The organism is Rhizobium mongolense USDA 1844 (assembly GCF_000419765.1).
GTDB lineage: Bacteria > Pseudomonadota > Alphaproteobacteria > Rhizobiales > Rhizobiaceae > Rhizobium > Rhizobium mongolense.
This window is the reverse complement of record NZ_ATTQ01000006.1, coordinates 107,738-128,395: the sequence shown is the minus strand read 5'-3', so window position 1 is coordinate 128,395 and position 20,658 is coordinate 107,738. Positions and strand designations below refer to the sequence as shown.

General features: G+C 60.2%; 20 protein-coding genes. 5 read left to right on the top strand and 15 right to left on the bottom strand.

Translation table 11 applies throughout. The features are described 5' to 3' along the window. Positions 1-32 precede the first annotated feature (32 nt). A complete protein-coding gene (locus A3C3_RS48565; RefSeq protein ID WP_022715048.1) occupies positions 33-188 on the top strand; it encodes a GNAT family N-acetyltransferase in 156 nt (51 codons plus the stop codon). Here A3C3_RS48565 and A3C3_RS48165 read toward each other — a convergent pair. Continuing rightward, positions 142-309, bottom strand: coding sequence for a GNAT family N-acetyltransferase (locus A3C3_RS48165; RefSeq protein ID WP_325058577.1), 168 nt, complete (start codon positions 307-309; stop codon positions 142-144). The two genes, A3C3_RS48565 and A3C3_RS48165, sit on opposite strands and share 47 nt — an antisense overlap. Here A3C3_RS48165 and A3C3_RS48160 point away from each other — a divergent pair. Then, positions 232-477 (top strand): hypothetical protein, encoded by a 246-nt coding sequence (locus tag A3C3_RS48160; RefSeq protein ID WP_022715047.1) that lies wholly within the window; start codon positions 232-234, stop codon positions 475-477. The two genes, A3C3_RS48165 and A3C3_RS48160, sit on opposite strands and share 78 nt — an antisense overlap. On the opposite strand, the gene A3C3_RS0113000 is transcribed toward A3C3_RS48160, so the two are convergent. The 9 genes from A3C3_RS0113000 to A3C3_RS0112960 all read right to left on the bottom strand — a co-directional run bounded on the left by A3C3_RS0113000 (position 458) and on the right by A3C3_RS0112960 (position 12,136). Next, positions 458-2,071, bottom strand: a complete 1,614-nt coding sequence (locus A3C3_RS0113000) for a glycoside hydrolase family 43 protein (protein WP_022715046.1) — start codon at positions 2,069-2,071, stop codon at positions 458-460. The two genes, A3C3_RS48160 and A3C3_RS0113000, sit on opposite strands and share 20 nt — an antisense overlap. Before the next feature lie 88 nt (positions 2,072-2,159). Then, positions 2,160-3,191 (bottom strand): L-glyceraldehyde 3-phosphate reductase, encoded by a 1,032-nt coding sequence (mgrA, locus tag A3C3_RS0112995; RefSeq protein WP_022715045.1) that lies wholly within the window; start codon positions 3,189-3,191, stop codon positions 2,160-2,162. Positions 3,192-3,260: 69 nt separating this feature from the next. Next, positions 3,261-4,394 (bottom strand): Gfo/Idh/MocA family protein, encoded by a 1,134-nt coding sequence (locus A3C3_RS0112990; protein WP_022715044.1) that lies wholly within the window; start codon positions 4,392-4,394, stop codon positions 3,261-3,263. Between the two features lie 9 nt (positions 4,395-4,403). Continuing rightward, the gene (locus tag A3C3_RS0112985) at positions 4,404-5,165 is read right to left on the bottom strand and encodes a sugar phosphate isomerase/epimerase family protein (RefSeq protein WP_022715043.1); all 762 of its coding nucleotides are present in this window, start codon (positions 5,163-5,165) and stop codon (positions 4,404-4,406) included. Positions 5,166-5,200: 35 nt separating this feature from the next. Then, positions 5,201-7,660: a beta-mannosidase gene (locus tag A3C3_RS0112980; RefSeq protein WP_022715042.1), complete on the bottom strand. Its 2,460-nt coding sequence runs from the start codon at positions 7,658-7,660 to the stop codon at positions 5,201-5,203. 232 nt (positions 7,661-7,892) lie between these two features. Next, positions 7,893-8,978: an ABC transporter ATP-binding protein gene (locus A3C3_RS0112975; protein ID WP_033419655.1), complete on the bottom strand. Its 1,086-nt coding sequence runs from the start codon at positions 8,976-8,978 to the stop codon at positions 7,893-7,895. Between the two features lie 2 nt (positions 8,979-8,980). After that, on the bottom strand, positions 8,981-9,898 hold the full coding sequence (locus A3C3_RS0112970; protein WP_022715040.1) for a carbohydrate ABC transporter permease: 918 nt from the start codon (positions 9,896-9,898) through the stop codon (positions 8,981-8,983). A gap of 12 nt (positions 9,899-9,910) precedes the next feature. Further along, positions 9,911-10,801: a carbohydrate ABC transporter permease gene (locus A3C3_RS0112965; protein ID WP_022715039.1), complete on the bottom strand. Its 891-nt coding sequence runs from the start codon at positions 10,799-10,801 to the stop codon at positions 9,911-9,913. Positions 10,802-10,897: 96 nt separating this feature from the next. Further along, positions 10,898-12,136 carry an ABC transporter substrate-binding protein gene (locus A3C3_RS0112960; RefSeq protein ID WP_022715038.1) on the bottom strand — a complete coding sequence of 413 codons (1,239 nt, stop codon included), beginning with the start codon at positions 12,134-12,136 and terminating at the stop codon, positions 10,898-10,900. A gap of 455 nt (positions 12,137-12,591) precedes the next feature. Here A3C3_RS0112960 and A3C3_RS0112955 point away from each other — a divergent pair, with 455 nt between their 5' ends. After that, on the top strand, positions 12,592-13,632 hold the full coding sequence (locus tag A3C3_RS0112955; RefSeq protein WP_022715037.1) for a LacI family transcriptional regulator: 1,041 nt from the start codon (positions 12,592-12,594) through the stop codon (positions 13,630-13,632). A gap of 426 nt (positions 13,633-14,058) precedes the next feature. On the opposite strand, the gene gndA is transcribed toward A3C3_RS0112955, so the two are convergent. Further along, positions 14,059-15,510, bottom strand: a complete 1,452-nt coding sequence (gene gndA, locus A3C3_RS0112950; protein ID WP_022715036.1) for an NADP-dependent phosphogluconate dehydrogenase — start codon at positions 15,508-15,510, stop codon at positions 14,059-14,061. Between the two features lie 159 nt (positions 15,511-15,669). Here gndA and A3C3_RS0112945 point away from each other — a divergent pair, with 159 nt between their 5' ends. Next, the gene (locus A3C3_RS0112945) at positions 15,670-16,068 is read left to right on the top strand and encodes an SRPBCC family protein (protein ID WP_022715035.1); all 399 of its coding nucleotides are present in this window, start codon (positions 15,670-15,672) and stop codon (positions 16,066-16,068) included. A 3-nt stretch (positions 16,069-16,071) separates the two neighbouring features. Continuing rightward, positions 16,072-16,428, top strand: coding sequence for a VOC family protein (locus A3C3_RS0112940; protein WP_022715034.1), 357 nt, complete (start codon positions 16,072-16,074; stop codon positions 16,426-16,428). A 10-nt stretch (positions 16,429-16,438) separates the two neighbouring features. On the opposite strand, the gene A3C3_RS38275 is transcribed toward A3C3_RS0112940, so the two are convergent. The 4 genes from A3C3_RS38275 to A3C3_RS0112920 all read right to left on the bottom strand — a co-directional run bounded on the left by A3C3_RS38275 (position 16,439) and on the right by A3C3_RS0112920 (position 20,649). Then, positions 16,439-17,152, bottom strand: coding sequence for a PAS domain-containing protein (locus A3C3_RS38275; RefSeq protein WP_051154464.1), 714 nt, complete (start codon positions 17,150-17,152; stop codon positions 16,439-16,441). A 189-nt stretch (positions 17,153-17,341) separates the two neighbouring features. Then, a complete protein-coding gene (locus A3C3_RS0112930) occupies positions 17,342-18,277 on the bottom strand; it encodes a lipid A biosynthesis lauroyl acyltransferase (RefSeq protein WP_022715032.1) in 936 nt (311 codons plus the stop codon). Positions 18,278-18,281: 4 nt separating this feature from the next. Beyond that, positions 18,282-19,310, bottom strand: coding sequence for a zinc-binding dehydrogenase (locus tag A3C3_RS0112925; RefSeq protein ID WP_022715031.1), 1,029 nt, complete (start codon positions 19,308-19,310; stop codon positions 18,282-18,284). 52 nt (positions 19,311-19,362) lie between these two features. Further along, positions 19,363-20,649 carry a beta-ketoacyl-ACP synthase gene (locus tag A3C3_RS0112920; RefSeq protein WP_022715030.1) on the bottom strand — a complete coding sequence of 429 codons (1,287 nt, stop codon included), beginning with the start codon at positions 20,647-20,649 and terminating at the stop codon, positions 19,363-19,365. Between the last annotated feature and the right edge of the window lie 9 nt (positions 20,650-20,658).

Here is a 20,658-nt window from a genome sequence, read left to right as displayed (position 1 = left end):
ATCGATATGAACGGCGTCCTTGCTCACGTCTCATGGAGACGACGCTGAAGGAGGCAAGGGAATGCGACATCATACGGGTCGAGCTCAGTGTCCATGCCGACAATGCCCGCACAATCCGCCTTTACGAGAAAGCGGGCTTCGTCAGCGAGGGCGCAAGCCGAGGCCCAGTCCGCGGTGGGCAGGGATGATCCCCATGCCGAGCGATCCCCGGTGCGCATGCGACGGAAAGAAATGCCGGCGGATATCGCACCACCCCACCACTTCACCGTCCTTCACGGCGACAAATTGCGGATGTCTGTTCTCGATCATGTCGAGAACGAATTTCCGTATGTCTTCGAGCGCGGGGCACACAAGGAAGGTGAGATACCTGCGTTCACGCGCAACGACGTCGAGAGCCTGGTGATAGCTCTCGATGTGCCGGACGGCGATCGGTTCGATGACGTATCGGGTGCCATTTTCACAGCTCTTCGTAATTGAACCAGTCGAAATCGGCTGTCTTGGCGCGGCCCGATGAGTCGAAGGCGAAGACGCCGGCGAAGGCGCCGGTGAAGGAGCCGTGCTCGCCGCGGCCACCCTCGTCGGAGACGACGCCGGCATCGAGAACCGGGCCGATCGGCTCCCAGGCGCCCTTTCCTTCCGTCTGCCAGAAGAACTGCAGGTCGTTGTCGCGGATTTCCATCGATAGCTGGACGCGGCCTTCCGCCGGAAGGGCGACGCCGCTGCCAGCCGGGAAGCTGAGCCGACCGTTCGGATAATCCCCATTGCAGGAAAGGATGGTGACGCAGCGGCCGAGCTTCTCGTGCAGCGTCACGGCTACGGCGTGAAACTTGTGGCGATTGTAGTAATGCGTCAGGCCGGCGACCTGCTGGTAGGTGTCCGGGTCGAACTCTACGACAGTCTCGGCGCGGAAACTGTGATGCTCCTGGCGGCGGGCGACCAGCGCCTGCTCGAACCACGAGCCGATGCTTTCGCGGGCGATGAGGCGCAGATGGCCGGGGCGTCCGGTCAGATCGAAGATGCGCTCCGGCTGCGGCGTGCGCAGCCACTGGAAATCCGCAGGCAACTTGCCGCCATCGAAGCTATATTCGGTGCGAACCGGTTTTTCGGCGCGAACCGCGCCCTTGAGACCCGGGACTTCGACATCCGGCACCGTCGTGCCGTTTTCGAGGTAGAGCCAGCCGTCCGTCTTCCAGATGCATTTCTGCAGGCTGGTTTCGCGGCCAAGCGTGCAGCGGCGCTTTGGCGGCAGCGGCCGCCCGCAGAGATGCGTGTGATAGACTTGCCCGTCGGGCGTCTCGACATACTGCCCGTGCCCTGCCCGCTGTAGAACGGCTTCCGGATTGTCCTTGGAGGTGATGAGATGGAGGTTCGGATGCATCTCGTAGGAACCGTCGATGCTGCGCGAACGCGCCATGGTGACCGCGTGATCGTAGCCCGTGCCGCCTTCGGCGGTCGTTAGATAATAGTAGCCGTTGCGCTTGAAGAGATGCGGGCCTTCGACAAGGCCGAGCGGGCTGCCGGCGAAGATGTTCCTGATCGGACCTTTCAGCGCCTTCGTGACCGGATCCCATTCCTGCAGCAGGATGCCATCGAAGGCCGGATGCTTGGGTGCGCCGCCATAGCTTTCCGTGCGGTGGTTCCACTGCATGTTGACGAACCACTTGCGGCCGTCGTCGTCATGGAAGAGCGACGGGTCAAAACCCGAGGAGTTAACATAGTCCGGGTTAGACCACTCGCCCTCGATAGTCGGCGAGGTGACGATGTAGTTGTGTGCGTCCTTGAAGTTGCCGTCGAAGCGCTTGACGTCGGTATAGACCAGCCAGAACTTCCCATCGGCGTAGGAAAGACACGGCGCCCATACGCCGCAGCTATCGGGATTGCCGCGCATGTCGAGCTGCGATTTGCGCTCCAGCGGACGGCGCACCAGTGTCCAGTTCACCAGATCGCGCGAATGGTGGATCTGCACACCCGGATACCATTCGAAGGTCGAGGTCGCGATGTAATAGTCGTCGCCGACACGGCAGATAGACGGATCGGGATTGAAACCCGGCAGAACGGGGTTGCGGATCATGACGGCTGCTCCTCCGGATAGCCACAAACTGCGGCACGTACATCAGACTGAATGAGAAACGCCCGGCAGAGCCGGGCCTTGCTTACGCCTACTCTCGCTCTGCAGATTTCGCCCAGAGATTGACGTCGGCCTCGCGGGCGTAGACATCGATCTCCCTCAGCTCTTCCACCGTGAACTCAAGATCGTCGAGAGCCTTGACGCAATCGACGATCTGCGACGAACGGCTGGCGCCGATCAGCGCCGACGTCACCCGGCCGCCGCGCAATACCCAGGCGATCGCCATCTGCGCCAGCGTCTGGCCGCGGCGTTCGGCAATGCTATTCAGTTTGCGGATGTTGTCGATGATCGACGGGCGGATGAAATCACGCTTCAGGAAGTGGTTCTGAGCCGCACGGCTGTCTTCCGGTATGCCGGCGAGATATTTGGTCGTGAGCATGCCCTGCGCCAGCGGTGAAAAGACAATCGAGCCCATGCCGACCTCGTCCAGCGTATCGAGCAGCTTGTCGTCCTCAACCCAGCGGTTGAGCATGGAATAGCTCGGCTGGTGGATGAGGCATGGCGTGCCGAGATCCTTGAGGATCGCGGCTGCTTCCCGCGTGCGCTGCGAATTATAAGAGGAAATGCCGACATAGAGCGCGCGGCCGGAGCGGACGATGTAGTCGAGCGCGCCGCAGGTCTCTTCGAGAGGCGTATCCGGATCGAAACGGTGCGAATAGAAGATATCGACGTAGTCGAGGCCTATGCGCTTCAGGCTCTGGTCGCAGGAAGCGATCAGATATTTGCGGCTGCCCCACTCGCCATAGGGGCCCGGCCACATTTCGTAGCCGGCCTTCGACGAGATGATGAGTTCATCGCGCAGGCCCGCGAATTCGGTACGAAGGATTTCGCCGAAGGCGGTTTCGGCCGAACCTGGAGGCGGGCCGTAATTGTTGGCAAGGTCGAAATGGGTGATGCCGAGATCGAAGGCAGTGCGGCACATGTCGATCTTGCGTTCATGCGGCGTGTCGCCGCCGAAATTGTGCCAGAGACCGAGGGAAACGGCAGGAAGCTTCAGGCCGGAGCGGCCCGTGCGGTTATACTTCATCTTCGAATAGCGGTCGGAAGCCGGTTGCCAGCTCATGGTCCTGATCCTTTGGAAAAAGTGCGCGCGGGCCGGAAAAGCCCGCGCGGAAAATAGCCCTTTGGAGGCCTACTTCAAGAGCGCCTGAGCCTCTTCGATGCCAAGCGCGGCGGGCTGCGTGCAGGTCGTCGTGAGCTCCACGAACCTGCCCTCCTCCCCCGATTTCAGGATCGAGGTCATGACGTCGACGCCATGCAGCGTGCGCTCCAGCGAGCAGCGGGCATCGCGGCCGTCGATCAGCGCCGCGACCATGTCAGCAAGACCTGCCGTGCGGTAGTTGGCGCGCGGACCTTGCGGGCTTTCCTGGTTGAACCTGCCGAAGGGATGCTCCCAGGCTTCAAGCGGCTTGATGTCCTTGTCGCGGCCGCTGGCCTCGACGACGCCGCCGAAGAAGTTTGGGTCCGGAACAAAAAGGGTGCCATCGGTGCCGTAGAGCTCCATGTTGGCATGGCGATGCGACCAGACATCCCAGCTCGCCGTCAGCGTCACCGTCGCACCACTGACGAATTCCAGCAGTGCCTGGACCGTCGTCGGCGTCCTGACCGGAATCGTCTCACCGTGGCGTGGCTGGCTGGTGATTGTGCGTGTCTCCGACGCCATCGAGGTGATCGCGCCGACGCGCTTCACCGGGCCGATGAAATTGATGAGGTTGGCGATGTAATACGGACCCATGTCGAGGATGGGACCACCGCCCGGCAGGAAGAAGAAGTCCGGGTTCGGATGCCACATCTCCATGCCCGGCCCCATGACATAGCAGGCCCCGGAGGTGATGCGCCCGATGCCGCCCTCGTCGACATATTTGCGCGCAAGCTGGTGCGCACCGCCGAGGAAGGTGTCTGGCGCGCAGCCGACTGAGAGCTTCTTCTCCTTGGCGATGCGGCGCAGATCCTCACCCTGTTCCAGCGTCAGCACGAGCGGCTTTTCAGAAAAGACGTGCTTGCCGGCCTCAAGCGCCGCCTTCGAGACCGGATAATGCGCATCGGGGATGGTGAGGTTCACGACGACGTCGATCTCGTCATTGGCAAGAAGCTGCTCGATGGTCTGAGCGGTGACGCCGTATTCCTCGGCGCGAAGTTCGGCCGCCTGCACATTGATGTCCGCGCAGGCCAGAATTTTCAACCCCTTGAAGAGGGGCGCGAGCGAAAGGTAAGTGGTGGAGATGTTGCCGCATCCGATGATGCCGACGCCAAGTTCCTTGGTCATGGTTTGCCCTCAGTAGGTCTTGAAGGATGCGATCGAGCGGGTGATCAAGCGATCGATGTCGCTCGGATTGTCGTGCTCGACGACGTAGTGCTTCACCCTGGTGCCATTGAGCGCGGCGATCAGCTTCGGCCAGGCAAGTGTACCGTGACCGATATCGGCCCAGCCGTCCTCGTCCTTGTTCTCGCCGACCGGCGCGATGTCCTTGACGTGTACGGCTGTGATGCGCGAGCCGAGCTTCTCGATCCAGGCGAACGGGTCTGCCCCGCCGCGGACGACCCAGGCAATATCCGCTTCCCACGAAATGTCGGGCGCGCCTTCGAAGACGCGCTCGATCGGCAGCGAGCCGTCGGCAAGCTTCACGAATTCGAAGTCGTGATTGTGCCAGCCGAATTCGTAGCCGGCGTCCTTATAGGGCTTGGCCATTTCCTGCAGGCGCTTGCCAAACGCAAGCCAGCCGGCGCCGTCAGCCGGACGTTGGTCGGCGGCAAGATGCGGCGCGTAGATCGAATCCATGCCGAGCGTCTTTGCGATATTCAGCGATTTCTTGACTTCGCCGTCGAGGAAATCCGGGCTGAAATGGCCGGTTGCCATCGTAAGACCATTCTTGTCGAGATCGGCGCGCAGGCCCTTCAAATCAGCGTCGTCGAGATCGGCATAGATGCCGCCGAAGCCTTCGACCTCCGAATAACCGGCCTTGCCGAGCTTTTCGAAGATTGCCGAATAAGGCTGGAAATTGCGGGCGCTATAGAGCTGGAAACTCAGTCTCGTCATCATTTTCTCCTTGGGCCTCGTGCCCTTTCTCAAAATCAATCTGCCGACTGGCAGGAATGCAGGTCGTAGAAACGGAAGTCCGGAAGCTCGCCGTCTTGGAGCGGCTTTGCCGGGGTAAAAAGAATGCGGCGGGTCTCGCCGGCTGCCAGATCGAAGGCATTGTCGGAATATTTGCCGTCGGTCTCGGTCTCGATCATCACGAACAGTGCCAGTCCCTTGGCGGTGACATTGAGGCAGACCGAGCCGTCTTCCTCGACATATTCTCGGGTCACCTGGAGACCGGCAGGCTCCAATTCGAGTGCCTTGTAGGTGCCGTGGACGTAGTGCCCCTCACCGCCCATGCCGTTCGACGCCGTGAAGCGCCAGCCAAGCAGCGTGCTCTCGGGGATATCCGAGACATTGATCGCCGTTGCCGTCACGGCAGCATCCGGCGTGCAGACGGCTTGGATATCCCTCAGGTGCCTACGCTCGCCCTTCAACGTCAGAATGGAAATCGATAGATCGGCGCTGACCTCCGAAAGCGTGTCGTTGACCAGCGAGAATCGGATCGTTTTGCCGTCCTCCGATGGAATGGCGGCCACGGCGACCGGCTGGAAGAATCGCTTGACGAGATAGTGCATCGCCTTCCAGCGCCCGCCGTAGTCGAGGCTCGACCAGGACGCGACCGGCCAGGTGTCGTTGAGCTGCCAGTAGATCGTGCCCATGCAATGGGGTTTGAGCGACCGCCAATATTCCACCGCCGTCTTAATTGCCAGCCCCTGCTGGATCTGGCTGAGATAGACGAAGTTCGGAAAGTCCTTGGGGAAGCGGAAGTAGCGGAACATCGTGCCGGCGATCCGCTCATTGCCGCCGGCATTCTTCTGATGCAACTCCATCACCGGCGACGCGACGTTCATGTCCGTCTTGTCGGCATAAGTCTTGATGACCGGCAGCGAGGTATAGGACTGGAAACCGAACTCGGAGCAGAAACGCGGCCGCACCGAGCGGTAATTGTCGAACGACTTGTTTTCGTGCCAGACCGACCAGTAGTGCATGTCGCCGGAGCCATCGGCGTGCCAGGCGTCGCCGAAATCCAGATAGCCGGAGGCCGGGCTCGACGGCCACCAGATCGCACCTGGCGCCGCCTTCTTCATCGCCTGCTCGATCGTGCGGTTCAGCCGATCATAGGAGACGAGATAGCGGTCGCGGTCCCTCTTCGGCTCGTCGAACCAGGTAAGCGCACCGACGAGTTCGTTATCGCCGCACCAGAGCGCGATCGAGGGATGTGAGGCGAGGCGTTTGACCTGATAGTCGACTTCGAGCGTGACGTTGTCGAGGAAGTCTTCTGTCGAGGGATAGAGGTTGCAGGCAAACATGAAATCCTGCCAGACCATGAGGCCAAGCCGGTCGCACAGGTCATAGAACCAGTCGTGCTCGTAAAAGCCGCCACCCCAGACGCGGATCATGTTCATGTTCGCAGCTTTTGCCGACTGCAGCAGGTTCTCCGTCTTCTCCGCCGACGACAGAGAAAACAGCGCATCCGCCGGAATCCAGTTCGCACCTCGGCAGAAGATCTCGCGGCCGTTGACCTTGAAAGCGAAGCGGCTGCCTGCCGCATCCGGCGTAGTGATGAGTTCGACGGTGCGAAGGCCGATCTGCTTCGTCACCACATCTGACGGCAGATCGACGGTCAGCGCATAAAGCGCCTGCTCGCCGCTGCCGGAGGGCCACCAGAGGCGCGGTTTCTCGACATAGAAGATATGATTGACCACCGTCTCGCCGGCATTGACACCGACGTCGAGTCGGACACGTTCGCCGTCGAGCGCGAAATGCACCGGCACAATGCCCGGGTCCTTCGCGAAGAGCGTTGCCGTGACCTGCAGTTCGACGCTGCCGTCGAGGCTATGCGTCTGGCGCGTCGTGACGTGCTCGATGCGCGCCGTCTCGAGCTTCTTCAGTGCGATCGTGCCATAAAGCCCGAGCGGCGCGATCGCGATGTTCCAGTCCCAGCCGAAATGGCATTGCGGCTTGCGTAGCATATTGCCGTTGGCGATCGGCGAGTTTCCCGGGTGATAGGGTACGTAGAAAGGCTGCCTGCCCTGCCGTTCTGCGCCGGCGGCAATACTCGAATGCAGCACGACTCGGATCGTGTTTTCGCCTGCCTTCAACATGCTCGAAACATCCGGCCGGTAGCGGCGAAAGCAATTGTCGGCCGCGAGCACGACGAAGCCGTTGATAAAGATCGAGGCAACGGTGTCGAGGTAATCGATATCGAGATACCAGTCGCCTTCGGCATCATCGAGCTGGAAGCGTCGCTCAAGCACCCAATCCCGATGCGCGACCCACTGCACCTGCTCTTCGTTGCGGCCGAAATAGGGATCCGGAATGAGCTCTGCCGCGTGCAGCGCTGTATGGACGTCGCCCGGAAGCGAGATCGATGTGGTGACTTCGCCTTCAGCGGAGGCGAGTTGCCAGGAACCGGAAAGATCGATGGACGAAGTGTTGGACGTGGTCATTATCTGATCTCGAACATTGGAACGAGGGGATGCCCTCGCTCGCCCAGGAGCACGTGACTGCCCCCACCCTAGCCCTCTCCCCGCCTGCGGGGAGAGGGAACTTGCCGAACGCAGTATTGCGATCGGGGAAGGCGCTGCGGCATATCTCCTTCTCCCCGTCTGCGGGAAGAAAGTGCCAGGCAGGCGAATGAGGGGCCGGTTACCACCCTCGCCCACCGCACCCTCGCCCCTCCTAGATTCTCTCCTCCGTCTCAGCATCGAAGAGCGATGCCAGCGACATGTCGAAGCTGAGCTTCACCGGTGTTCCCACCTTGAAGCGGCGCGCCCCGTTGATGCGCACCGACATCGTGTGACCGGCGTGCTTCAGCCAGAGGAGGTTGTCGGCGCCCATCGGCTCCTCGATGTCGACGGTGGCATCATGCACTTCGGGGCCGAGATTTTCGTCGACCTTGATGTGCTCCGGGCGCACGCCGAGCACCACCTTGCGGCCCGATTGCAGCGGTTGAGCCGCATCATAGCCGTCGAGCGAGAAGCTGACGCCGTTTGATCTGAACACCGTCTTGTCGCTGTTCTTGGTCAACTCGCCGTGCAGGAAGTTCATTGACGGCGAGCCGATGAAGCCTGCGACAAAAAGATTGCGCGGCCTGTTGTAGATGGTCGTCGGATCGTCGAGCTGCTGAATGATGCCGCTTTTCATGATCGCGATGCGGTCTGCCAGCGTCAGCGCCTCGATCTGGTCGTGGGTGACGTAGATCATCGTGTTTTTCAGCGACTGGTGCAGGCGCTTGATCTCGACGCGCAGTTCAGAACGCAGCTTGGCATCGAGGTTGGACAGCGGCTCGTCGAATAGAAACACATCGACATCGCGCACGAGCGCGCGGCCGATCGCCACGCGCTGGCGCTGGCCGCCAGACAGTTCGGCGGGCTTGCGCTTCAAAAGCGGTTGGATCTGCAGGATTTCGGAGGCGCGCGCCACGCGTTTGTCGATCTCGGGCTGCGGCACCTTTGCAACGCGAAGTCCGAAGGACAGGTTCTTCTCGACACTCATCTGCGGATAGAGCGCATAGGACTGGAACACCATGCCAATGCCGCGGTCCTTGGGCTCTTCCCAGGTGACGTTCTTGCCCTTGATGAAGATTTGTCCCGCGGATGCATCAAGCAACCCGGCGATGCAGTTGAGCAGCGTGGACTTGCCGCAGCCGGACGAGCCGAGCAGGACCAGGAATTCGCCGTCGTTAATGTCGAGGTTCAGGTCCTTGAGGACGCTGACCGCGCCGAAATTCAGCGACAGATCTTTGATGGAAACGCTTGTGTTCATGATCAACCTTTCACTGCGCCAGCGGCGATACCGCGGACGAAGAGACGTCCGGACACGAAGTAGACGATAAGCGGCACCGCGCCGGTAAGCAGCGTCGCGGCCATGTTGACGTTATATTCCTTCACGCCCTGGACGGCGTTGACGATGTTGTTGAGCTGCACCGTCATCGGGAAATTCTGGTTGCCGGCAAAGATCACGCCGAACAGGAAGTCGTTCCAGATACCGGTGATCTGGATGATCATCGACACGACGAAGATCGGCAGCGACATTGGCAGCATGATGCGGAAGAACACCTGCCAGAACCCTGCCCCATCCACACGCGCAGCCTTGAAGAGTTCGGGAGGCAGAGATGCGAAATAATTTCGGAAGAGCAGCGTGTTGATCGGCATGCCGAAGATCGTGTGCACCAGGACGACGGCCCAGATGGTCGAGAAGATGCCGAGCTCGCGCATGATGATGACGAGCGGATAGAGCATCACCTGATAGGGGATGAAAGCGCCGAAAAGCAGGATCGTAAAGAAGACTTCCGACCCCTTGAAGCGCCAGTAGGACAGGCCGTAGCCATTCACCGAGGCGATCGCCACGGAAATAATGACGCTCGGAATGGTGATCTTGACCGACTTCCAGAAGCCGACGCTGATGCCGGAGCAATCAAGGCCTGTACAGGCCTGGCTCCATGCCTTGACCCAGGGCTCGAAGGTGATCTGCACCGGAGGAGCGAAGATGTTCCCCATGCGGATTTCTGTCATGTCCTTGAGGGAGGTCACGACCATCACATAGAGCGGCAAAAGATAATAAAGCGCGGCGACTGTCAGGATGCTGTAGAGGATGATGGTCGAGGGCGCGAACATGCGACGCGGCCTTGCGCCTGCCGGCTCGACGATGCTGGCGATGTTGTTGGTGGTGGTGGCTATGGCCATGATCGTGCTCCCTCAGGATCGCTTCTGGCGGAACTCGGCGAGAGCCCACGGAACCAGGATGATGAAGACGGTGACGAGCATCACGGTCGACGCCGCAAGGCCCTGCCCGAGATTGGCGCGCTCGAACATGAACGAATAGACGTATTTGGCGGGCACTTCCGATGCGAAGCCGGGTCCGCCCTGCGTCATTGCGACGACGAGGTCATAGACGCGTACGATGCCGGAAGCGACGATCACCAGCGTGGTGACGAAGACCCCGCGCATCATCGGAATGATGATGAAGAGGTATGTGCGCCACGCCGGAATGCCGTCGACGCGCGCCGCCTTCCAGATTTCGGAATCGATGCCGCGAAGACCGGCAAGCATCAACACCATGACCAGCCCCGTCCCCTGCCAGAGGCCGGCGATGACGAGCGCATAGATGACGGTATTCTTGTCGCCGAGCAGCGCGAGGCTGCCCCCCGGAAGGCCAAGATCGTTCAAAACCTTCGGCACGCCGAGGCCGGGATCGAGAATCCACTGCCAGACGAGCCCCGTCACGATGAACGACAGGGCGAACGGGTAGAGAAAGATCGTGCGGAATGTGTTTTCGAACCTGATTTTCTGATCAATGAGAACAGCCAGCAGGAAGCCGATGATGAAGACGAATGTCAGCACGCAGACGCCGTAGGTGGCAAGATTGAGAACCGACTGGTTCCAGCGCGAATTGCCGAAAAGGCGGCTGTACTGGTCAAAGCCCACGAAATCGCTCGTCGGTAGCAGCCGCGACGACGTGAACGAGTAAAAAACGGTCCAAAGCGTGCAACCGATGAAAATCACAATGACGGTCAGCATCATAGGGATTGCTGCGACCTTCGCATTGAGGTTGCGCAATAGGCCAAACGGCCGGCCGGCATGAGCCATCAATACCTCCTGTTGGCGGTCGGGGGCGCAACCAGACTAAAAGCTGTCCGCTCGCGCCCCATAAGACCGTCTCAAGTTATGAGAGCGTCTGTGGCCTTACTGGGCCTGCGAGATGATGTCGGCCTGACGATCGATTGCATCGTCCACAGACATCTTGGAGCTGAAGAATTCGAGCGCGAGATCCTGCAACTGGCCCTGCGTATCGGAATCGAGCATCTGCTCGGTCGAAGGCAGAACGTTGTTGAGGTCCGACAGGATTTCGATGCCCTTCTTCATGCAGGCATTTGCGGCTTCGAGATCGACGTCGCCGCGAACCGGCAGCGAACCCTTGACCAGATTGAACTTGACCTGAACTTCCTTCGAGAGAAGCATCTTGGCGAGTTCAAGTTGCGCCTTGGTGATTTCCGGATTGCTGTTCTTCGGGAAATAGAAGGCGTCTCCGCCCGTATCGAGCTGCGGATTGAAGCCGAGACCGGGCAGGCAATCGTAGTCGGTGCCGGCAACCTTCTTCGCGACGCCGAATTCACCCTGCGCCCAATCGCCCATGATCTGAGCGGCAGCCTTTCCCTCGATCACCATGTTGGTGGCAACGTTCCAGTCGCGGCCGGAATAAGCCGGATCGACCATATCGCGGGCCTGGGCGAATGCGGTCCAGACCTTCTTGTTCTGATCGCTGCGAACGGCCTCTTCGCTCTTCTTGTCGTTGATCTGCAAGTAGAGATCTTTGCCGCCGATGCCGGCCTGCATGACGTTGCGGATGCCTTCGACCTGCCACGGGGCACCGGTGGCGAGCGGCGTGATGCCCTTCTCCTTCAGCTTCGGCGCGTCGGCTGCGAGCTCGTCCCAGTTTTTTGGAACGGCCATGCCGTTGTCTTCGAAGACGTGACGGTTGAGCCACATCCATTGCCAGGAGTGGATGTTGATCGGCACGCAATAAATCTTGCCCTCATAGACGCAGGCATCGAGCAGCTTGGCCGGACGGATGACGTCCTTCCAATGTTCCTCCTCGGCAAGTGGCGTCAGATCCGTCATGAGGCCTGCCTTGATGAGTTCCTCGGCGTCGCGGCCGGTGTTCATCTGCGTAGCGCCCATCGGGTTGCCGCCGAGAATTCGGCTAATGATGATCGGGTTGGCGGTGGAGCCGGAACCGGCAATAGCGCCGTCGACCCACTTGTTGCTGCCACTCGCATTGAAGCTGTCGGCAAGGACCTTGACGGCGGCAGCTTCACCGCCGGATGTCCACCAATGGGTGACTTCGAGATCGGTCGCATTGGCCGCGCCAAGCGGCAGCACGACGGAAGCGGCAAGGACAGCCGCCATCGAACGAAAATTCATGAGTTCTCCTCCCTCACTGAAACGTTGCCGGAAAAACTTAGTGCAATCGACATTTTGGCGCAACAGTCCGCTGTCAAAATTTTATGTGAAACTCGCCATTGCTACCTGTGCCTGTCCTGGCTCCACAACTTCGCGACATATGGCGTTGAGTTGAGCATTCAAGATTGCATGATGATGAGCAAAGTAATTAATTGATATTAAATAATAATTTCTATCTTGGCGCATGTCGTCTGACGAAATCGCCTTCGCAAGTGCAAAAGATCCGAGCTTGAAACCACAATACAACCCAAGCGTCTAGGGATGCTGCGAACATCAGAAAAAGTGCTCGACATTTCCACTGTATCGTTACAGATTTAATGGCTCAGGGGGGAGCGTTGTTCAGCGGGGATGTGCTTACAGCTTTGCGAAAAACATTCTATAAGCGGACCGAAATCGCGCGAAGGTGACATAAAGGGATGGAAAACAAGGGAAATTCCGGGGGAGCGGCAGCGGCCATCCAGCGCGAGCGGCCGACGCTGAAGACAATTGCCTTCATGACGGGCCTGGGCATTACCACGGTTTCGCGCGCACTCAAGGACGCACCGGATATCGGCGCAGAGACCAAGGAGCGCGTGCGCATGGTCGCCCGCCAGCTCGGCTACCAGCCGAACCGCGCCGGCGTACGCCTCCGGACCGGCAAGACCAATGTCATCGCGCTCGTTCTTTCCATCGACGAAGAGATCATGGGGTTCTCGAGCCAGATGGTCTTCGGCATTTCCGAGGTGCTAACCGGCACGCCGTACCACATCGTCGTGACACCGCACTCGCACAGCAAGGACCCGATGCTGCCGGTGCGCTACATCCTGGACACCGGCTCTGCCGACGGCGTCATTATTTCCCGCATCGAGCCCGACGATCCGCGCGTGCGGCTGCTCGCTGAGCAGAACATGCCCTTCGCGACGCATGGCCGGACCGATGCGGGACTGGTCCACCCCTATCACGATTTCGACAACGAATCCTTCGCGCACGACGCGGTAAAGAGGCTCGTCGAGCGCGGCCGCAGGCGCATCGCTCTGCTCCAGCCGGCGAGCAAGCTCACTTACTATGCCCATACGAGGATCGGCTTCCAAACCGGCCTTCACGACTATGGCGCCGAGGAGGTCCCCCTGCGCGTCAACACCGATACGCCACTGGAGGAGGTCAAGACCGCGGTCGAAGCCATGATGCGCATGCCGAACGCGCCCGACGGCATCGTCTGTTCGGCCGGAAGTGCCGCCATTGCCGTCAACGCCGGCATCGAGGCGACACGTAAGCGCGTCGGCTACGATATCGACATGGTTTCCAAGCAGTCCGCGCCGATCCTGAACTGGATCAGGCCGGAGATCATCACCGCCAATGAAGACGTCCGCCACGCCGGTCGCGAACTGGCCAAGGCCGTCATCGCCCGCATCGATGGCATTGAGCCGGAACTGCTGCAGAGCATCAGCAAGCCGGTCTGGCCGGACGATCGCAAATAGGCGGTCACGTTTCATGTGCAGAGGGCTGCACTATCCTGCTTCGCCGCAGTTCGCAGCGGAAAAGCTGGCTCGCGCTTTTCCAAAGTTATCCGATGCGGCTACCCTGGCTGGGCAGTCCCTCTCCCCCTCGGTGGTTAAGGGTGAACGCTGCTCGCGGCGACTTGGAGTGTGTTGAGACGGTGCCAACACTCTGGCGATCAAGCTCACCTAAGGCGCAAGATCGCACGGCGCAGCCCTCAAGGGTGATGGCATGTCGTTTTTTCTCGCTCCTCACCGCAAGACTTGATGAGGCCGCAGGAAAGCAAATGTGGAAGAGACCATGGGAAGCGGGCAAGCCAGTGCGCAGGCTCCCTGATCCGGCTTCGGTATGTTCGAAATAAAATAAGCCCGTTCGAAACCGGGCTTTTTTCTTGTTCGATTGATACCTCAGAACGTCGAAGCGCCGCTGCCCCATGGGCCATGGTGGAAATCCTTGCCGTCTAGGCGGTCGAAGCCGTGGGCGCCGAAGAAGTCGCGCTGGGCCTGGATGAGGTTCGCGGTGCCGCGGCCCTGGCGGTAGGCGTCGAAATAGGTGAGCGCCGAGGTGAGCGCCGGAACCGGCAGGCCGGCGGCAAGCGCTGCCACAACGACGCGGCGAAGCGACGGGATCGATTCCTTGACCATTTCCGAGAAGGCCGGCGTGACGATGAGGTTTGACGCATCCGGCGCCTTGGTGAAAGCGCTGGTGATTTCGTCCAGGAACTGCGAGCGGATGATGCAGCCGGCCCGCCAGATCTTGGCGATCACCGGCATCGGCAGGGACCAGTTGAACTCGCGGGAAGCTTCAGCCATCACGGCAAAGCCCTGCGCATAGGCGCCGATCTTGGCAGCAAACAATGCCAGTTCCAGATCATTGTCGAGGTCCTGGCCGTAGGCGATCGGGTACTCGTATTTCGGCTTGCCGAAGATCCTCTCGGCAGCTTCGCGCTGGTCCTTCATCGAGGAAATGCTGCGGGCCGCAACGGCAGCTTCGATAGCGGTCGCCGGAATGCCCATGTTCTGCGCTTCGATCGCCGACCACTTGCCGGTGCCTTTCTGGCCGGCCTTATCGAGGATCATGTCAACCATCGGGCCGCCGGACACGGGATCGCTCGCCGTCAGCACCTTTTCGGAGATTTCGATGAGGTAGGAATTCAGGCGGCCCTTGTTCCATTCGCCGAAGATCTTGCTGATCTCGCCAGCGCTCTTGCCGAGGCCGTCGCGCAGGATGCCGTAGATTTCGGCGATCATCTGCATATCGGCATATTCGATGCCATTGTGGATCGTCTTGACGAAGTGACCGGCACCATCGTTGCCGAGCCAGGCGACGCAGGGATCGCCGTTGTACTTGGCGGCAATCGAGGTCAGAACCTTCTCGACGCGCTTCCAGGAGTCTTCGGTACCGCCGACCATGATCGACGGGCCGTGGCGGGCGCCTTCTTCACCGCCGGATACCCCCATGCCGATGAAGGTCAGGTCAGTATCCTTCAGGCGGTCGAAACGGGCAATCGTGTCACGGAAATTGGCGTTGCCGGCATCGATCATGATGTCGCCTTTGGAAAGGTGCGACCGCAGCGCTTCCATCTGCTGGTCGACAGCCTCGCCCGCCTTAATCATGATGATAATCGGACGCGGCGGGCGGATGGCCTCGACGAATTCCTCGATGGTCTTGCAGGGGACGATCTGCTTCTTGAGATCACCGGCGCTTTCGTAGAATTCGTCCGTCTTTTCGGGAGTGCGGTTGAAGACTGCAATCTTATTGCCTTTTTCCGCAATGTTGAGCGCCAGGTTGGAACCCATGACGGCAAGACCGATCAGCCCGATTTCTGCCTTTTCCACGATACACCTCCGATGAGTCATTTTGGACCGGTGTTGTGGCACTCTCCGGGAAAAACGGCAAGTCTGGAAGGACGCCGATCAGTTCGGCAGCGCACAGTTCGCAGGCTGAGCGGCCGTTTCCTTCAATACGCCGCCTCCCTGTCTGCTATTATCGGCGGAGGAAACACCAAGGAAAATTCGATGAGCACCCTGCCTGCCAAAGTTGTTCACTGCTCGATCAATCGGTACTGGAAGGAGGTCTACGACTTTGCCGGCAAGCCGGAAAACATGTCGCTCTGGGCCTCGGGGCTGGCCGCCGGCCTCGAACCGGAGGGAAGTGACTGGATCGCGCACGGTCCTCTCGGAACGGTGCGTGTGAGCTTCGTCCCGCACAACGAGTTCGGCGTCATCGACCATACGGTAACAATCGAAAGCGGCCTGCGGGTCTACAACGCGCTGCGAATCGTGCCGAACGGCGACGGCTGCGAGGTGATGTTCACGCTGCTGAAACAGCCAGGCATGACGGACGACCAGTTCGCCGCTGATGCCGCCCATGTGCAGAAGGACCTCGACGCCTTGAAATCACTGATGGAGATGTAACGGATGGAAAAAAGCGCAAACGATCTGAAGATCGACTACATTGAATTCAACGTCGCCGACATAGCGGCGGCAAAGGCCTTCTACGGTAACGCATTTGGTTGGAGTTTCACCGACTACGGCCCCAGCTATTGCGAATTCAATGACGGCCGTCTGACGGGCGGCTTCACAAATATCCAACCGCCGCGCCCGGGCGGTGGCCCGCTTGTGATCCTATACGCCGACAAACTTGAAGAAGCGCTGGAGAAGGTCGAACGGGCCGGAGGCAAGATCGTAAAGCCGATCACCGCCTTTCCGGGCGGCCGGCGGTTTCACTTCCTTGACAAGGATGCCTACGAACTGGCCGTGTGGAGCAAGACTTAAAGCGGGAATGCTAAGCAGCGATTGTCGAGATCGCTGCCGCATCGGCAGATTCCAGTACGACAAGCGCACCTAGGACTTGCCCGGACAGGTCGCGCAACGGCGACATGCGGCAACGCGTTCGCCTGCTTTCGCCGCGCTGTTCGTAGTTGTATTCGACATGCTGCCCCGCGAAGCAGGCGTCGAGGTTGGCTTTCGCTTGTGCCACGAACTGTTCCTCGCCAATGAATTCCATCACATGGCGGCCGATCATGTCGATCGGCCTTCGTCCGAGATATGCACAGTTTACCGGATTGGAATAAAGATAGCGGTAGTCGCGCGTGAGCACCGCGACACGATCCGGCAGCGTCTCAAGAATCGCCGAATTCAAAAAATTCCCGTTGTCGACATTGGGCACATAGGCCTTCGGTGCAGGTAGCGGCAATTCCCGCGGCAACGCGAAATCCGCACGCGGCAGCGCGCCGAAATAGCGCTCCAAAAGGGATATGAGCATGGCTGAGTGATGGCTGACGCTGGCAGCGTCATCGGCATCCTGCTGCAGCAGATAGCCGATAAACTGAAGCTGCATGTACATCTCCATCAGGTTGGTCGCCTGATAGTCGACAATTACCTGGACCAAATGATCGAGGCCACCATCAAGAGTTGCAACAAGCCGATCGTCGCCAAGACGAATCGCCGCTTCGATCTGCGAGCAGCGTGATGAGAAAGCTTGCAAAAGTTCGAGCAAGGCGCCTCCAGATCCCTTATTCTTCAAAGGGATTCATATTCTCCCCGCTTTGGCAGAATTCAACGCATATGACATGAAAATGAATCCCGCTACTCGCCCTAGTAGCGACGGATAACATGATTGGGACTCACGTTCAACGTAGACGTCACATGGGTTTTAGTGGATGAGATATGAGAGGTTGAAAGCCCTTCACTTAAGAACTTCGTGCTTTACCTTCCAACGGTCGTGGTACCAGAGCCATTGGGCCGGGTACTCCCGCACCCAGCTTTCGACCTTGTCGTTCAGCATCTGAGCGGTCGCCGTCAGGTCGAGATTGCCCTTCTCGTCGCGCGGCATGTCCAGCTTCGGCTCGATCTCCAGGCGATAGCGGTTGCCGGGAAGCCGGATGCAGCGCGCGGGATAAACCTCGCAGTTGAACTGACGGACGAGTTTCGGCAACAGCGGGTTCGTCTTCGTGTGCAGGCCGAAGAAGGTGGTCTTCAGCCCTTTGCGGAACTTCTGGTCGACGAGAACGCCGACACCTTGCCCGGCTTCGAGCTGACGCGCCAGCGCAAAGGACGAGCCGGCATGCGACGGCACGAGCTTGCCCATGCGGGCGCTACGGAAATCGAAGACCTTCTGGGCGACATAAGGATTGTTCGGCGGACGGAAGAGAACCGTCACACGCAGACCGAAGGCAGCGCCGCTGACCGGCAGGAGTTCGAAATTGCCCGTATGCGCCGTAAAGACGATGAACGGCCGGGGATTGTCCCGCAGGTCGAGGAAGATCGGGATCCCTGAGACCTCCACCCTGCCCGGCCCGGTCCTTTCCGGATCGAAATCGAACAAACGGTCCAGAAAGACGTATTCGGCGGCGAGCCTTCCCATATTGCCCCAACTCGCCAGGGCGATCTCTTCTAGCTCCGCCTCACCCTTTTCGGGGAAGGCATTGCGCAGGTTGAAGAGCATCAGCTTGTGGCGCGACGTGTGCGGACCGATCTTGCGGGTCAGCCAATCAGCAAACCGGATCGCGCTATCTGCCGGAAACAGCTTCAGGAAATTCATGAAGCCAAAGGCCAGCTGAGCGATCAGCCATTGGCGGAAATGCTCGAGCTTCAGAACGATCCGGGTGAGGAAGAGCTTCACCGGTTCAGTCCATCTTCAGGATGATCTTGCCGAAGATCTGGCGGGATTCCATGCGTTCGAGCGCGCGGTCGATATCGTCGAAGCTGACTTCGGTGTCGATGACCGGATGAACGAGGCCGCGGCCCATCTTCTGCATGGCATTCGCCATATTCTCCATGCGGCAGCCGAAGGAGCCGAGCAGCTTCAGCTGCTGCTGGAAGAGCATCATCAGGTTCATGTCGGTGGAAACGCCCGATGTCGAGCCGCAGGTGACGAGGCGCCCGCCGCGCTTCATGCACAGCATCGAGCCCGCCCAGGTGTCCTTGCCCACGTGTTCGAAGACGACATCGACGCCCTTCTTTTTCGTGAGCTTGCGCACGACGCCCTCGAAGCGATCCGTGCGGTAATTGATGACGTGATCGGCGCCGAGCGCCTCGGCCTTCTCGATCTTGTCGTCCGAGCCGACGGTGGTGATCACCGTGCAGCCGATCTTCTTGGCGAGCTGGATCGCCGCCGTGCCGATGCCCGAACCGCCGGCATGCACGAGGATCGTCTCGCCGGGTTCGAGCTTGGCATTGTCGAAGAGCATGTGCTCGACGGTCCCGAAGGTGACGGGCGCAAGAGCCGCGCCGATGGCATCGACGCCGGGCGGTGCCGGAACGAGCAGGCGGGCCGGAAGGTTCACCTTCTCCTGCGCAAAGCCGTCAAGATGGAAGCCATGGACGCCGGAGACGTGTTCGCAGAGATTGTCGCGGCCTTCGCGGCACGGACGGCAGAGACCGCAGGTGCGCGCGCCGTAGATTGCGACCAACTGGCCGGGCAGGACATTCGCGACCCCCGGGCCGATCGCCTCCACGACGCCCGAGGCCTCCGCGCCGATGACGAGCGGCATCTTGCGCTTGGCGAATGCCATGCCGCGCCAGCCCCAGACGTCGATATGGTTGAGGGCGACTGCCTTGACCCGCAGCGTCACCTCACCGGCAGCCGGAGCATTCGGTTCCGGCAGATCGGTGATCTCAAGCTTGCGGTCATCGATCAGTTGCAAAGCGCGCATAAAAAACCTCTCGCCTCGAAGGCGTCTTCTCTCTTATTTTGTCGGCAACCGCTTAAGCCGGTTCGAGCGCCATGACAAGGCTGGCGTTCTGCCCGCCGAAGCCGAAAGAGTTCGAAAGCACGGCGGAGACCTGCTGTTCGCGCTTCTTGTTCGGTACGACATCGAGAACGATAGATGGATCCGGGTTGTTGTAGTTAATCGTCGGCGGCAGTGTGCCGGTGAGCATGGTCTGCAGCGAGAACACCGCTTCGACCGCGCCAGCCGCCGTCAGCGTATGGCCGATCATCGACTTGTTGGAGGACAGCGGAATGGAGGCCATGCGCTCGCCGAAGACGGCAAGCATCGACCCATATTCCATCTTGTCGTTTTCCGGCGTCGAGGTGCCGTGAGCATTGATGTAGCCGATACCGCTTTCATCGATGCCGGCATCGGCAAGCGCGGCACGGATCGTCGCGATCGCCGGGCCGCCATCGGGCGACGAACGGGTGCGATGGAAGGAGTCGGCCTTTTCACCCGCGCCCTTCATGATGCCGAGCACCTTGGCGCCGCGCGCGACAGCCGCTTCCAGCGATTCGAGCACCAGCGTCGCTGCACCTTCGGCGATGACGAAACCGTCGCGATCCTTGCTGAAGGGCTTGGAAGCCTTGGTCGGCGGATCGTTCTGCGTCGACAGCGCGGAAAGCAGCGAAAAGCGGATGAGCGCTTCGGCGCTCAGCGAACCATCAGTCGCAACCGCAAGGGCGCGATCGGTACGACCCTGGCGGATCGCCTCGATGCCGAGCTGGATCGCGGTGGCGCCAGAAGCACATGCGGTCGAAAGCGTCACCGGCAGCCCGCGCGTGCCGAAACGGTCGGCCAGACGCTCGGAGATCGCGCCGAAGAGTGCTGCTTCATGGAAGGCGGCATCCGTGCGCTGGCGCATCGCGGCCAGGAACCGCTCGTAGGCATCGCCCGGATGGTCGGACGGCGGCGAACGGTCGGCGAGATCGAAGCGGGCGCTCCATTCCGGCTCGATCGGCGGCGCGGCGAGAAAGAGCGGACCGTTGAAATCGCCGGGGATACCGGCATCGGCGAGCGCTTCGATCGTCGTTTCGCGGGCGAAGGCGTAGGAGCGCTCAACGGCGTTCGGCACCGGGATGTCGATGAAATCAACAGTGCCGGCAATGCGGGTCGAGAGCCCGTCGGTCGGAAAGCGCGTGATGCCGTGGATCCCGGAAGTGCCGGAGGTCAGCGCCGCCCAGTTGTCCTTGAGCCCCTGGCCGAGCGAGGTGATGATTCCCATACCGGTGACCGCGACGATCGGGCGGCCGAGATGATCCTTGTAAGTCGCTTCTGTCATTTGATCACT

Bases quoted from the DNA above. Each gene is read 5' to 3' on its own strand.
- gndA (WP_022715036.1), bottom strand. From the start codon at position 15,510: ATGACTCATCGGAGGTGTATCGTGGAAAAGGCAGAAATCGGGCTGATC.
- A3C3_RS48160 (WP_022715047.1), top strand. From the start codon at position 232: ATGCCGGCGGATATCGCACCACCCCACCACTTCACCGTCCTTCACGGC.
- A3C3_RS0112925 (WP_022715031.1), bottom strand. From the start codon at position 19,310: ATGCGCGCTTTGCAACTGATCGATGACCGCAAGCTTGAGATCACCGAT.
- A3C3_RS0112945 (WP_022715035.1), top strand. From the start codon at position 15,670: ATGAGCACCCTGCCTGCCAAAGTTGTTCACTGCTCGATCAATCGGTAC.
- A3C3_RS0112965 (WP_022715039.1), bottom strand. From the start codon at position 10,801: ATGGCTCATGCCGGCCGGCCGTTTGGCCTATTGCGCAACCTCAATGCG.
- A3C3_RS0112975 (WP_033419655.1), bottom strand. From the start codon at position 8,978: ATGAACACAAGCGTTTCCATCAAAGATCTGTCGCTGAATTTCGGCGCG.
- A3C3_RS0112970 (WP_022715040.1), bottom strand. From the start codon at position 9,898: ATGGCCATAGCCACCACCACCAACAACATCGCCAGCATCGTCGAGCCG.
- A3C3_RS0112980 (WP_022715042.1), bottom strand. From the start codon at position 7,660: ATGACCACGTCCAACACTTCGTCCATCGATCTTTCCGGTTCCTGGCAA.
- A3C3_RS0112985 (WP_022715043.1), bottom strand. From the start codon at position 5,165: ATGACGAGACTGAGTTTCCAGCTCTATAGCGCCCGCAATTTCCAGCCT.
- A3C3_RS0112955 (WP_022715037.1), top strand. From the start codon at position 12,592: ATGGAAAACAAGGGAAATTCCGGGGGAGCGGCAGCGGCCATCCAGCGC.
- A3C3_RS48565 (WP_022715048.1), top strand. From the start codon at position 33: ATGGAGACGACGCTGAAGGAGGCAAGGGAATGCGACATCATACGGGTC.
- A3C3_RS0112940 (WP_022715034.1), top strand. From the start codon at position 16,072: ATGGAAAAAAGCGCAAACGATCTGAAGATCGACTACATTGAATTCAAC.
- A3C3_RS0112960 (WP_022715038.1), bottom strand. From the start codon at position 12,136: ATGAATTTTCGTTCGATGGCGGCTGTCCTTGCCGCTTCCGTCGTGCTG.
- A3C3_RS0112990 (WP_022715044.1), bottom strand. From the start codon at position 4,394: ATGACCAAGGAACTTGGCGTCGGCATCATCGGATGCGGCAACATCTCC.
- mgrA (WP_022715045.1), bottom strand. From the start codon at position 3,191: ATGAGCTGGCAACCGGCTTCCGACCGCTATTCGAAGATGAAGTATAAC.
- A3C3_RS0113000 (WP_022715046.1), bottom strand. From the start codon at position 2,071: ATGATCCGCAACCCCGTTCTGCCGGGTTTCAATCCCGATCCGTCTATC.
- A3C3_RS0112920 (WP_022715030.1), bottom strand. From the start codon at position 20,649: ATGACAGAAGCGACTTACAAGGATCATCTCGGCCGCCCGATCGTCGCG.
- A3C3_RS48165 (WP_325058577.1), bottom strand. From the start codon at position 309: ATGATCGAGAACAGACATCCGCAATTTGTCGCCGTGAAGGACGGTGAA.